This window comes from Rhizobium sp. WYJ-E13 (genome assembly GCF_018987265.1).
Taxonomy (GTDB): domain Bacteria; phylum Pseudomonadota; class Alphaproteobacteria; order Rhizobiales; family Rhizobiaceae; genus Rhizobium.
In genome coordinates, this window is record NZ_CP076853.1 from 3,143,222 (window position 1) to 3,156,267 (window position 13,046).

Annotated in this window: 12 protein-coding genes and 1 pseudogene; 3 read left to right on the forward strand and 10 right to left on the reverse strand. The window is 61.7% G+C overall.

Going from position 1 to position 13,046, the window contains the following annotated elements:
* Window positions 1-3 precede the first annotated feature (3 nt).
* Both KQ933_RS15770 and KQ933_RS15775 read left to right on the forward strand, forming a co-directional pair.
* On the forward strand, window positions 4-924 hold the full coding sequence (locus KQ933_RS15770; RefSeq protein WP_216755759.1) for a nucleoside hydrolase: 921 nt from the start codon (window positions 4-6) through the stop codon (window positions 922-924).
* Complete coding sequence (locus KQ933_RS15775; RefSeq protein WP_216755760.1) at window positions 921-2,708, forward strand: adenine deaminase; 1,788 nt, start codon at window positions 921-923, stop codon at window positions 2,706-2,708. Before KQ933_RS15770 ends, KQ933_RS15775 begins: the two co-directional genes overlap by 4 nt.
* Window positions 2,709-2,714: 6 nt before the next feature.
* Here KQ933_RS15775 and KQ933_RS15780 read toward each other — a convergent pair whose 3' ends face one another.
* The 7 genes and pseudogenes from KQ933_RS15780 to KQ933_RS15810 all read right to left on the reverse strand — a co-directional run bounded on the left by KQ933_RS15780 (window position 2,715) and on the right by KQ933_RS15810 (window position 10,640).
* Window positions 2,715-3,890 (reverse strand): M20 aminoacylase family protein, encoded by a 1,176-nt coding sequence (locus tag KQ933_RS15780; protein ID WP_216755761.1) that lies wholly within the window; start codon window positions 3,888-3,890, stop codon window positions 2,715-2,717.
* A 93-nt stretch (window positions 3,891-3,983) separates the two neighbouring features.
* A complete protein-coding gene (locus KQ933_RS15785; protein WP_216755762.1) occupies window positions 3,984-5,489 on the reverse strand; it encodes a tripartite tricarboxylate transporter permease in 1,506 nt (501 codons plus the stop codon).
* Between the two features lie 9 nt (window positions 5,490-5,498).
* A complete protein-coding gene (locus KQ933_RS15790; RefSeq protein ID WP_216755763.1) occupies window positions 5,499-5,960 on the reverse strand; it encodes a tripartite tricarboxylate transporter TctB family protein in 462 nt (153 codons plus the stop codon).
* Window positions 5,961-6,061: 101 nt separating this feature from the next.
* Window positions 6,062-7,045 (reverse strand): tripartite tricarboxylate transporter substrate-binding protein, encoded by a 984-nt coding sequence (locus KQ933_RS15795; protein WP_216755764.1) that lies wholly within the window; start codon window positions 7,043-7,045, stop codon window positions 6,062-6,064.
* 204 nt (window positions 7,046-7,249) lie between these two features.
* Window positions 7,250-7,369 (reverse strand): annotated as a pseudogene (locus tag KQ933_RS15800) (ATPase); the annotation flags it as partial.
* Between the two features lie 44 nt (window positions 7,370-7,413).
* A complete protein-coding gene (locus tag KQ933_RS15805; protein ID WP_216755765.1) occupies window positions 7,414-8,769 on the reverse strand; it encodes a sigma-54 dependent transcriptional regulator in 1,356 nt (451 codons plus the stop codon).
* The gene (locus KQ933_RS15810) at window positions 8,766-10,640 is read right to left on the reverse strand and encodes a sensor histidine kinase (RefSeq protein WP_216755766.1); all 1,875 of its coding nucleotides are present in this window, start codon (window positions 10,638-10,640) and stop codon (window positions 8,766-8,768) included. Before KQ933_RS15810 ends, KQ933_RS15805 begins: the two co-directional genes overlap by 4 nt.
* A gap of 108 nt (window positions 10,641-10,748) precedes the next feature.
* Between KQ933_RS15810 and KQ933_RS15815 the strand changes: the two genes are divergently transcribed.
* Complete coding sequence (locus KQ933_RS15815) at window positions 10,749-11,411, forward strand: sulfite oxidase-like oxidoreductase (protein ID WP_216755767.1); 663 nt, start codon at window positions 10,749-10,751, stop codon at window positions 11,409-11,411.
* Here the strand turns inward: KQ933_RS15815 and KQ933_RS15820 are convergent.
* From KQ933_RS15820 to KQ933_RS15830, 3 genes are all read right to left on the reverse strand, one after another.
* Window positions 11,396-12,001, reverse strand: coding sequence for a hypothetical protein (locus KQ933_RS15820; RefSeq protein ID WP_216755768.1), 606 nt, complete (start codon window positions 11,999-12,001; stop codon window positions 11,396-11,398). The two genes, KQ933_RS15815 and KQ933_RS15820, sit on opposite strands and share 16 nt — an antisense overlap.
* Before the next feature lie 86 nt (window positions 12,002-12,087).
* Entirely contained in the window at window positions 12,088-12,822 is a 735-nt protein-coding gene (locus KQ933_RS15825; protein ID WP_216755769.1) for a CbtA family protein, read from the reverse strand.
* Between the two features lie 13 nt (window positions 12,823-12,835).
* Window positions 12,836-13,045, reverse strand: a complete 210-nt coding sequence (locus tag KQ933_RS15830; protein ID WP_216755770.1) for a CbtB-domain containing protein — start codon at window positions 13,043-13,045, stop codon at window positions 12,836-12,838.
* Between the last annotated feature and the right edge of the window lies 1 nt (window position 13,046).

The following is a 13,046-nucleotide window of genomic DNA, read 5'->3' on the forward strand; positions in this document are numbered from 1 at the left end:
ATCATGGGCGTTTGGATCGACACAGACATGGGTTTCGACGACATCGCCGCCATCATGGTGGTGATGAACGCCGAGCACGACATCGATGGCGTCTCGTTGGTTTTCGGCAATGCGCCGCTGCCGCAGGTACGCACCAATGCAGCGGGTGCGGCAAAGGCCTTCGGCTGGAAATTTCCCATTCACACCGGCCGGGATATGCCCGTGCTCGGCAAACTTGAGACGGCGCAGGCGATCCTCGGCGAAAGCGGTATTCCGACAACGGGAAAACACCTGCCGCCGGCCCCGATCCTGCCAGACAGCGATGCCTTCCTCGCCCTCTGCCGCTGGCTGGAGCTGGAAGGCCCGCATCGCATCCTGGCGCTTGGTCCGCTGACGAATATCGCCGCGCTGGCGCTCGCCCGGCCCGAACTAGCAACCCGCATCACCGAACTCGTCTGGATGGGCGGCGGCGTCACCTCGGGCAACCACACGGCCTCTTCAGAATTCAATTCGCTCGCCGATCCGGAAGCGCTGGCGATCGTCATCGGCCACAAGCTGCCGCTACGCATGGTCGATCTCGATCTCTGCCGCAAGGTGCTTGCCAAGCCTGAGGATGACGATCCAGTGCGCGCTGCCGGCGGCGCAAATGCCGAACTGATCGCCGACATGTTCGCTGGCTATATCAGAATCGGCACCAGCCGCGGTCGCCCCGCCATGGCGATCTACGACCCTTCGGCTGCCGTCGCCTTCGTCGCTCCGCAGGTGGTGAGCTTCCGCCCTGCCCGCATCGATGTGGAATTACAGGGACAGCACACGCGTGGGCGTACGGTCGTTGAAACCCGTGCCACCCATGCAACGTTCAATGCGCAGTTCGCTGCCGACATCGACGCCGACATGGCGCGTGTCATCATTCTCGCCGCCCTGGTCAACGAGGCCCGCAAATGACCGCCAACTCGCGCCATGAACCTGCCGACCTCAACGAACCGGCCTTACGCGCCCGCGCGGTGGCTGCCGCTCGCGGTGACAGCCCCTTCGATACGCTTATTGCCGGCGGCCGCGTTCTCGATGCCGTCACCGGCCTGATCCGCGAGGCCGATATCGGCCTCGTCGGTGCTTTGATTGCGAGCGTGCACGCGCCGGCAAGCCGCACCGATGCCGCTGATGTAATCGACGCGACCGGCAGCATCATTTCTCCCGGCCTTATCGATACGCATATGCATATCGAAAGCTCGATGGTCACGCCGGCCGAATATGCTGAAGCCGTGTTGCCGCGCGGCGTCACGACGATCGTCTGGGACCCGCACGAGTTCGCCAATGTCCATGGTCTCGACGGCGTGCGCTGGGCGATCGAAGCTTCGCGCAATCTGCCGCTGCGCATGATCCTGCTTGCTCCCTCCTGCGTTCCCTCTGCCCCTGGGCTTGAACTGGCCGGCGCGGATTTCGATGCCGACCTCATCACCGAGCTGCTGCGCTCTCCAGCGATCGGCGGTGTCGCCGAGGTGATGAACATGCGCGGCGTCATCGACAACGATCCGCGCATGACCGCAATCGTCAATGCCGGCCTGACCTCCGGCAAGCTCGTCTGCGGCCATGCCCGCGGGCTGGAGGGGGCCGACCTCAATGCCTTCATGGCCGCTGGTGTCACCTCCGATCACGAACTTACCTCGGGCGCTGACCTCCTGCAGAAGCTCGCAGCCGGGATGACGATCGAGCTGCGTGGCTCTCATGATCATCTGCTGAAGGAATTCGTCGATGCGCTTGATGGCATCGGCCACCTTCCGCCAACCGTCACACTGTGCACTGACGACGTCTTCCCCGATGAGCTCTACCAGAATGGCGGCCTCGACGATGTGGCGCGCCGCCTCGTGCGTTACGGCATGCGCCCGGAATGGGCGCTGCGTGCGGCGACCCTCAACGCCGCCCAGCGGCTGAAGCGCTCCGATCTTGGCCTGATCGCTCCTGGCCGCCGAGCCGATCTCGTGCTGTTCGAGGATATCAGCGAATTCAAAGCCCGCGCCGTCATCGCCAATGGCCGCCTGGTTGCCGAAGATGGCGCAGTGAGGGATCCGATCCAGCCACTCGATGCCGGTCCGCTGATGCAGTCGGTCAAGCTCGCACCGTTTGCTGACGATGATTTCCGCATCCCCGCGAACGGAAGCAAGGTACGCCTCGCAACGATCGACCGCCCGCGCTTTACCCGGTGGGGCGAAGCCGAGGCAGATATTCGCGAAGGTTTCGTCGTGCCGCCGGCCGGCAGCGCCATGCTCGCGGTCGCACATCGCCACGGACTGGCAGATGGCAAGCCGCGTGTCGGCTTCCTGACCGGCTGGGGTGAGTGGCACGGCGCCTTCTGCACCACCGTCTCGCATGACAGCCACAACCTCACAGTCTTCGGCGGAAATGCACGAGACATGGCGCTGGCAGCAAACGCCGTCATCGAAGTCGGCGGCGGCATGGCCGTGGCAAAGGACGGCTGCGTCGAAGTCCTCTTGCCCCTGCCGCTCTCCGGCCTCGTAACCGATGCCTCCCTGCAGGAAACCGCCAACGGCTTCGCTGCCATCCGCAAGGCCATGGAGAAGATCGTCGACTGGAAGCCGCCCTATCTGGTCTTCAAGGCCTGCTTCGGCGCGACGCTTGCCTGCAATATCGGCCCGCACCAGACCGACCGCGGCATTGCCGATGTCATCACGGGCAAGGTGCTGGAAAGCCCGATATTGGAGACCTTCTGAGGCAGCTTACGCCTCAGTCTTGAGTTCCCGCTCCACCAGCGACACCCAATAAGCCGCGCCATATCCGAGCGCCTCGTCATTGAAGTCGTAGGCAGTGTTGTGATGCAGCGCTCCATCGACAGCCGGACCGTTGCCGAGCCAGACATAACAGCCTGGAGCATTTTGCCCGAAGAACGCGAAATCGTCGCCGGCGGTGGATGGCGGAAAGCTCGTGCGCACCTTCTCGCCAAAGACCGCCTGCGCGGCCCGGAGCGCCCGTGCAGTCGCGTCCGCATCATTGATGACGGGCGGAATACGGCGTTCGAATTCATAGTCTACCGAAATACCGAACATCGCGGCCGTGCCCTGCGCCAGGCGGCCAATTTCCGTTTCGAGCTGGTCCCGCACCTCGGGCGAATAGGCGCGCGCCGTTCCGCCGATCTCGACGATATCAGGAATGACGTTCAATGCCTTCGGATTGCCGGCCTGTACCGAACAGGCGCTGACGACAGCCGGCTGAAGCGGATCGACGACCCGCCCGACGATCGTTTGTAGAGACGCAAGGAAAGTGCCGGCAGCCGTGATCGGATCGCGGCCGAGATGCGGTTTTGCTCCGTGCGTACCGATACCCCGGAAAGTGATCCGCCAGCTATCGGATGAGGCAAGCTGCGGCCCCTCGACGACAGCTATCTCATCAACGGCAAGCCCGGGCATATTGTGCAGCCCATAGACGGCATCGCAGGGAAACTGCTTGAACAGCCCCTCCTCCACCATGCGCCTTGCCCCACCACGGCCCTCCTCGGCCGGCTGGAAGATGAAATGAACCGTGCCGGAAAAACCGCGCGTTTCGGCGAGATAACGCGCCGCGCCGAGCAGCATCGTCGTATGCCCGTCATGACCACATGCATGCATCTTGCCCGGCACTGTCGATTTATAAGGGCGATCCGCCGTCTCCGGCATGGCGAGAGCGTCCATGTCTGCCCTCAGCCCGATCGTGCGCGTGCCGTTGCCGATCTGCAGCGTGCCGACGACACCGGTACCGCCGAGGCCACGATGCACCTTGATACCAGCCCCTTCCAGAAGCTTTGCAACGATATCGCTGGTGCGCTCCTCTTCGAAGCCGAGTTCGGGGTGGGCATGGAGGTCGCGGCGGAGGGAGGTCAGAAAGGGCAGATCGTTGCTGATCCGGGCGGGAATGCTCATAAGCCTGGATATCCTGTAAAACGAAAACGGGCGCCCGACGGCGCCCGCATCAGATCATTCTTTTTTCAACAAACAGCCGCGGAGTTCAACCCCTCACGCCTCTTCGACGAAGACCTCTTCACGCTTGCGCTTGACGCTCGGCAGGAAGACGATGATCAGCACCGCCACGGCGATCGCCAGCAGAATGGCACTGATCGGCCGTGTGACGAAGGTCGTCGCATCACCGCGTGACAGGATCATGGCCCGTCGCAGGTTTTCCTCCAGCAGCGGCCCGAGCACGAAGCCGAGCAAGAGCGGCGCCGGCTCGCAGCGAAGCTTGGCGAGCACATAGCCGATGAGGCCGAAGAAGGCGACGGCATAGAGGTCGTAGACGTTGGAATTGACGCTGTAGACCCCGATCGAGCAGAAGGCCATGATGACGGGGAATAGCACGTAGTAAGGCACCGTCAGCAGCTTCACCCACAACCCGATCAGCGGCAGGTTAAGGATGACAAGCATCAGATTGCCGATCCACATGGAGGCGATGATGCCCCAGAAGAGCGCCGGCTGCTCCGTCGCGACGTTCGGTCCGGGTACGATACCCTGAATGATCATTGCGCCGACCATCAGCGCCATGACCGGATTTGCCGGAATCCCGAGCGTCAGGAGTGGAATGAACGACGTCTGCGCACCGGCATTATTGGCCGATTCCGGCCCAGCAACGCCGGCGACCGCGCCATGGCCGAACTCCTGCGGCCTCTTGGAGACACGCTTTTCCACCGTATAGGAGGCGAAGGAGGCGAGGATCGCCCCGCCGCCCGGCAGGATGCCGAGCGCGGAGCCGATGACTGTGCCGCGAATGACCGGCGCGATCATCTCCTTGAACTCTTCCTTTGACGGCAACAGCCCGGAAACCTTCGCCATTAGCACCGTGCGCGTCTTCTCGCCTTCCAGATTGCGCAGGATTTCCGCAATACCGAAGACGCCGACGGCAAGCGCCACGAAATTCAGGCCGTCGGCATATTCGCGGATGCCGAGCGTGAAACGCGGCGTACCGGTATAGATATCCGTGCCCACGAGGCCGAGCAGCAGGCCGAGCGCCACCATTGCCAGCGCCTTGACGACCGAGCCATGTGCCAGCGCGATCGAGGATACGAGGCCGACGATCATCAGCGAGAAATATTCGGCCGAACCGAACTGCAGTGCAATCGCCGTCAGTGGCGGAGCAAAGACAGCCACGAGAAAGGTCGATACCGAGCCGGCGAAGAAGGAGCCGAGCGCGGCAATTGCAAGCGCCGCACCCGCCCTGCCCTTCCGCGCCATCTGATAGCCGTCAATGGCTGTCACTGCCGAGGAAGATTCACCGGGCATATTGATGAGGATTGCCGTCGTCGAGCCGCCATATTGCGCGCCGTAATAGATGCCGGCGAGCATGATGAGCGAGGAAACAGGCTCGAGCTGGAAGGTGATCGGCAGCAGCATGGCGATCGTTGCCGTGGCGCCAATACCGGGCAGCACGCCGATCAGCGTGCCGAGCAGCACGCCGATAAGGCAGAAGAACAGGTTTTCCGGGCTTGCCGCGGTGTAGAAACCGAGAGCGAGATTGCTGAAGAGTTCCATACTCGCCTCCTAGAACCGGACCCAGGGGCCGAAACGTTCGAACGGCAGCCCGAGCGCATAGCTGAAGACCCCAACCGAAAAGACCGCCAGCAGCAGCGAAAGAATCAGCGCGAACAGCACGTTCATGCGACTGGATGCAAAGCAGGCGATGAAGGCCGTCAGGAAGATTGCCGGCGCAAAACCGAGCCCGCGGACCGTCAGTCCGAAAAAGACCGGCGCCGGCAGGATGAAGAGCATGCCACGCCAGGCGAACGGCTCGATCGGCTCACCCTGAACCCGCACTGCCTGCACGAGAATGATGAGGCCGAGCAGCACGAGGATGCCTGACAGGACGAGTGGGAAGTAGCCAGGTCCCATGCGCAGCGCCGTACCGATATCGAGGTTGAGCGATTGATAGGCGAAAAAAGCGCCGGTCGCAGCGAGCAAGGCGCCGCAGATGATATTGGTGGTGTCGAAACTGAGAGATTTCATGATGTCTCCTAGAGTTGGAGATGGAGCGTCGCTGCGGAATCAGGCTGCGCAAATACCCTCCTCCCGGCCCGGGAGGAGGGTGCAAATGCGGCAGTCCGGCTTCAGTCCGCGTATTCGCCGGCAGCTTCGATGACGGGCTTCCAACGGGCGATTTCGCTCTCGAGCTTCGCCTTCAGCGCAGCCGGCGTCGCATCGGCGTCCGAAGAGGGAGCCGTGCCAAGCTCGGCAAAGCGGGCGGCGACGTTCGGGTCCTTCAGCGCGACCTGCAGCGACTTCGACAGACGCTCATTGATTTCGGCCGGCGTGCCCTTCGGCGTGTAGACGCCATGCCAGATACCGACTTCGAAGCCCGGCAAGCCGGCTTCGACCGCCGTCGGAATGTCCTTGAGAACATCAAGGCGAGCCGGCGAGGTCACCGCATAGGCCTTGATCGTACCGCCCTTGATCTGCTTCGTCGTATTGGTCGTCTGGTCGCACATGATATCGACCTGGCCGCCGAGAAGATCTGTCATGGCCGGACCGGTACCCTTGTAGGGAACGGTCGTGAGCGGTGTCTGGATGGCGCTCATGAACATCATGCCGCAAAGGTGGGATGCCGCACCGATACCCGCATTGGCGACGGTAACCTTGTCCTTGTTCGCCTTCACATAGTCGATCAGGCCCTTCAGATCGGCTGGTTCGAAATCCTTGCGGGCGACGATCGTCATCGGAACATCCGTGACGAGACCGACATAGTCGAAGGCGTTCAGCGTGTCATAGGCGAGCTTGCGGTAAAGCGTGGCGCTGGTCGCCATGCCGATATGGTGCAGCAGGATCGTGTAGCCGTCCGGATCGGCATCAGCAACTCGCCCGGCACCAAGCGTGCCGCCAGCGCCGCCGACATTTTCAACGACGATCTGCTGGCCGAGATCCTTCGACATGGATTCGGCAACGAGGCGCGCAACAGTATCGGTCGGTCCGCCGGCGGAGAAAGGCACGACCATGGTGATGCTGCGTTCGGGATAGGTCTGCGCCGAAGCGGTGTGAGCGAGAAGCGAAACGGCAGCGGCGGCAGTCACGCCGAGCATGGCCTTCAGGATTTTCATCGTTTTCCTCCCTGATGAAAATGACTAGTCCCGCCGGCACATCCTCCGCACCGGCTCGGATGGTTCATTTGCACGCCTGGGACTTGCTGCCGCAATCGCGGCGCGAAGAAAGGAACGACGATTTTGCGACAGTGCGCCGCACCATGGGTTGATTTGGACACAATTGGTTAAAGTGATGGGTGGAAATCCACCCATTACCTGTCCTTACCGGTTGCGCGGCAGAACGACCTCGCCGGTTTCCAGCAGCGATTTGAGGTTGGAAAGAATTTGCGGCCACCCACCGGATACGGCACCGATGAACTTGGAGCCCTCGACCGGCATCGAGAACACCCTGAAACAGGCGATCACATTCAAAAATCGGAATTGGATCAGAGCTCGCGGCGCGTCTCGCCGGTCATCTCATTGACCAACAGCTTCTTGTCGAGACCATATTTCTGCATCTTCTCATAAAGCGTCTTGCGCGAAATGCCGAGCGATTCATAGACCGGCTTCAGGCTGCCGCCATGGGCGACAAGCGCATTCGCAATCACGCCGCGCTCGAATTCGGCGACACGTTCGGCAAGCCCCGCAGCCTCGGCCTGCCTGCCGCCGCCGTCGAGGCCAAGCACGAAGCGGTCAGCGGCATTGCGCAATTCGCGGACATTCCCGGGCCAGTCACGCTGCCCGATGTCGGAAATCACATCCGGCGGCACGGCCATCTCATCCTTGCCGTAGCGTGCTGCCGCCTCCCTGACGAGTTGCATGAAAAGCAGTGGGATGTCTGCCCGGCGTTGCGAGAGCGACGGCACATGAAGGGTCGCGACATTCAGGCGATAGAGAAGATCGGCGCGGAACCGGCCGCTCGCGACCTCCGCTTCCAGATCGACCTTGCTTGTCGCGATGAATCGCACATCGAGCGGCACGATCTCGTTCGAACCGAGCCGCGAAATCATTCTCTCCTGCAGCACTCGCAGGAACTTCGCCTGCAGATCGACCGGCATGGAGCCGATCTCATCGAGGAGGATGGTGCCGCCGCGTCCATGTTCGAACTTGCCGTAACGAGGCCGCACCGCGCCCGGGAAGGCGCCGGCCTCGTGGCCGAAAAGCTCGCTTTCGATCAGGTTTGCCGGCAGTGCCGCACAATTGATGGCAATGAATGGTCTGCTTGCCCTTGCGCTGATATCGTGCAGCGCACGCGCCACCACTTCCTTGCCGGCCCCTGTATCACCGATAATAAGCGTGTCGGCATCGCTCGCCCCGATCGCACGGATGCGGTATCGCAGATCGACCATGATCTGGGTGCGCCCAGGCAGCCGGGCCTCGATATCGTCGCGCTTGCCGGCAACTGCCTTCAGCAGCCGGTTTTCAAGCACGAGGCCGCGCCGCTCCATGGCGCGGCGGATGACGCCGGCAAGCATCTGCGGCGTAAAAGGCTTCTCGATGAAGTCATAGGCGCCCTCGCGCATCGCCTTGACGGCAAGCTGCACATCGCCATGCCCGGTGACGAGAATAACCGGCACCTCGGTATCGAGTTCGCGGATCTTCTGCATCAGCGTCATGCCGTCCATGCCGGGCATGCGGATATCGGTGACGACGACACCCGGAAAACTGTAGCCGATCAGCTCCAGCACATGATCCGCGTTCGAAAACGTCTCGACGCTGAAACCTGATAATTCCAGCGCCTGCGCCGTCGAGCGGCGCAGTTCCTCCTCGTCATCGACGAGCAATATCTTCTGTTCGTTCATTCCGCCGCCTCCGGCACCATGCCTGCCGCCGCCAAAAGCTCGATACGGAATACTGCCCCAACCTCCGGATGGTTGGAGACGGTCAAGCTGCCACCGAAATCCTTGATGATGTTGTAGGAGATGGAAAGCCCGAGCCCAAGCCCCTTGCCGACGCCCTTGGTGGTAAAGAAGGGATCGAAGATGCGCTCGGCAATCGCGGCCGGCACGCCCGGTCCATGATCGCGTACGGTCAGAACCACCCTGCCAGCCTCTTCGGATGCCGAAACCTCGATACGCCGATCCTCCAGTCCCTCGACCGCATCGGCCGCATTCGAGATCACATTGACCAGCACCTGCTGCAGACGCACCGAGCCGGCTTTGACCACCGGCGGCCGCGCCCCAAGATGCAGCCGGAGATCGGCATCAGCCGCCTTCAGTCGCCAGGCGATGATCTCCAGCGTGTCGCGGATCGCCTCGTCGAGCGGCACGGGACCGAGCTTCTCATTGGGCTTGCGTGCGAAATTGCGCAGGTGCCTGCTGATCGAGGCCATGCGGTCGATCAGCCCGCCGATGCGCTGGATATTGTCCTGCGCTTCGGCAGTGCGGCCCCTCTCCAGCAGAACGGCGGCACTGTCCGTATAGGTCTTGGCGGCGGCGAGCGGCTGGTTGAACTCATGCGAAAGCGCCGCCGACATCTGCCCAAGCCCGGCAAGCTTGCCCGCCTGGATGAGATCGGCCTGTGTCTGGCGCAGCTGCTGCTCTGTCAGACGCCGCTCGGCGATCTCCTCCTCGATGCGGCTGTTGACGCGGGCAAGATCGGCCGTGCGCTCATCGACCCGCCGCTCCAACTCGTTCTGAGCCTCGGCCTGCAATTGCAGGCGCTCCGCAAGCCGCACGCGCCGCTGCCGCAGAATGGCGAATGTCAGCGCGGCAATGCATAGAACAAGGAACACCACAACCAGCGCCGTGCGGGCCTGCGTCCGGATGGAGCTCGTATCCATGAGCACGTTCACGGTCCAGTCTTCGGCCGGCATGTAATGCGAAAGGACGAGATATTCGCTCTGACCGCGATCGCCAGCGAGCGTCATCAGGTCATGATCCTCGAAGCGATGGCGGATGACCGGCAATTCGACGAGCTTGGCATTGGCATAACGTCGCGATGCCTCGGTGCGCGCCACGCGATCCGCACTCAGGGGCAGGATTGCCCCATAGAGCCAGTCCGAACTGTCAGACATGAAGATGATGCCCTCGGGATCGGAGACGAAGATACGGTACTCACCGCCGCTCCAGGAGGATTCGATCACATCGATATCCACCTTGAAAACGATGACGCCGCGGATTTCTCCATCGACCCAGATCGGGGAAGAGAAATAATAGCCGCGCTTCAGCGAGGTCGTGCCGAGTGCATAGAAGCGTGCATGATGCCCGCCGATCGCCTCCTGGAAATACGGTCGGTAGCTGAAGTTTTCACCGACGAAACTGCCGGGGTTGTCAAAATTGCTGGCAGCAATCGTCTCGCCATCCGGCCGCACGACATAGATGTCGGAGGATTTCAGGAGTCCGTTAATTTCCTTCAGGTAGAGATTGGCATTGTCGCGCAGCGACCGATCATCCGGCCGGGTCACGAGATCCTTGATATCGTTGTGATCGGCGATCAGCGCCGGCAAGGCCTCGTAGCGGCTGAGATGGCCGCTAAGCGCGGAAACCGCAAGCCTGAGCGCGGTACCCGCCTGCGCCGAGGCTTCACCCATATAGGCGCGCGTGGCGACCGCGCTCCCGTAATAGAAGAAAGCGAAAACAAGCAAGGGTGCAGCGCAGAGCGCCACAATGACACGATAGCGCGAAGACAGAGTCTCGCTCCTCCCTTTCAGCCTCCGCTCCCGTGGAGGCATAACCCGACGCTCCGAGTGTAATGAGCACGGTTAAGATTTCCAAGAGGTGCTGAAACTTGACACATGCCAGGCGCGGATGTCTGATTGCTGCACCGCAAGGAGACCTTCATGAGCGACGACCAAATCCCCGATGATAGCAAGCTCACGACGTCCAAGCGCCGCTGGGCGGCCGAGGGAAAGTTTCTGACCGGCCGCATCAGCCGCCCGGAAACCGAGCGCCTGCCACCCGGCCAGCATCTGGTCAAAAACTGGCCGGTCCTCGACCTCGGCCAGCAGCCGATTATTTCCATCGAGAGCTGGCGGCTGGAGGTTCTAGGTCTAGTCGAGACACCGCTCGACCTCAATTGGGCGGCCTTCCAGGCGCTGGAACAGAGCAGCATGGTCAGCGATATCCATTGTGTCACGACATGGTCTCGATACGATAACAAGTGGAAGGGCGTTGCCACCCGCGACCTGCTCGATCTCGCCATGCCGAAAGCGGAAGCCGGTTACGTCATGCTGACCAGCTATGACGGCTATACGACCAATCTGCCGCTTTCCGATTTCGCTGCTGAAGACGCCATTCTCGCCACCGCATGGGAGGGTTTGCCGCTGACCCGCGATCACGGCGGACCGATGCGCCTCGTCGTTCCGCACCTTTATTTTTGGAAAAGCGCCAAATGGCTGCGCCGTATCGATCTGCTGCCGACCGACAAGGCCGGCTTCTGGGAAAAGAACGGCTACCATATGTATGGCGATCCGTGGCGCGAGCAGCGCTATTCGGAAGACTGAAGCCGAAGACACCGCCTGACCGCAAAGACCCCTAAGGCGACGATCGCTGAAAATCCGCTCAGCGAAGCCATGCTCGCCGGATGCCGCGGGATTTCACTCCAGCGCGGACCTACCACATCGGCGGTATTGAAACCTTCTCCACTGAAGCGGCAGGTTACCAGTGAAAGGCCGCGGCTGACCATGTCGGCATCGACGTCCGATGCAATCTCCCCTGCCGCAGCCGCCTCGTGCGGCATGTCGCGCAATGCCATGAGCACCGCCTTTGTCGCGGCAAGGTAGGCATGCGCGCATTCGTTGAACGGGCTTTCTTCATCTGTCACGCTGCCCGGTATCCGACCCCAGAGACAGTAGGAATACTGGATTTCGGCATAATTCAGCACGCGCCGAAAAGGCTCGCTCGTATCCATTGCCTTTGAGGCGAGATCCATGATGCGCGTGCGATAATCGGAAATGACCGCCATCTCGCCGTGAGAGATCTCAGGTACCGGCAGGCCGCCATGACTGCCCTCGCCGCTGCGACTGTGCGCAGATGCGATGCCCGCGGTCAGCAGGGCAAGGCCGAAACAGATGGAGTGCAACGCTATTTTCATAAGACGCCCCAGTCCCGATACGGCTAACCACGAGCCGACAGGCCCATGAGAAAAGAGGGAGCAGTCGAAGCTCCCTCCCCGCCATTCTATCGATAAGCCGAACGAACCCCGGTTCCCACCCCGAGGCGCCGCTCTGCCAGCGCACCGAAGGCAAGGCCGAGCACCGACCACAGGATCATGTGCATAGCGATCGTCGTCGTGCGGAAGCGCCACAGTAACATGGCAGAGAAATTCTCCGGCACTTCATTGATCGGCGGCAACAGATGCTCCACGAGGCCGATGAAGACGATGAAGGCAACACTCGCAATGATCGCAGCATTCCAGGCGCCGTAGTTCAACGTCAGCCGTCGCGCGAGAGCAATTGCTGCAACCATCGAGGCGGTGGAAACGACGATCATCAGGAAGAACAGCTCGGTGCGAACGCTGATCGTATCCGAGTTGCCGACAGCCGGCGGGTTGGCTGGATATTTGATGGCCGGAACAATGTCGATAGCGACGAAAGCAGCGACCGCGATGACAGCAGAAGTGCCGCGTACCGAAAGGCTGCTGAAGCGGCCCTGCACGAAAGCGAAGACAAGCGCGAACAGGCCGCCAATGGCGACACTGTATACTATGACGCCGGTAAAGAGCCCAAGGCCCGCCTGTGTGGCACGGCTGACGATTTCCGGTTCGGCTGCCTGGCCGGCCGCCTGCGATATCGCCTCTTCGAAGGCAATGGCCGCATCGACGAGCGGCTCCCCGAAAAAGCGCGCAAAGGCAAAAACCAAGACGCCAGCAATCAGGCCCGCGACCATGCCGCGGAGCAGAAGATTTCCAACCATGTGAGAACCTCCCTTAGTGGCAGGGGAAGCCGAGAAGATGGCGGGCGTCATGCACGAATTCGTGCACATACATGCCGTTAAAGAGCGCCATTGCGCCTTCTTCAGTACCGACGAAATAGATGGCGACCAGCATCAGCAGGCCACCGAAGATCGCCCAGGGCAGGATCTGGCCCACGGGGATCGGCGCGGGTGATGCGACGGGCGCAAAAGCGGTATCAGACATG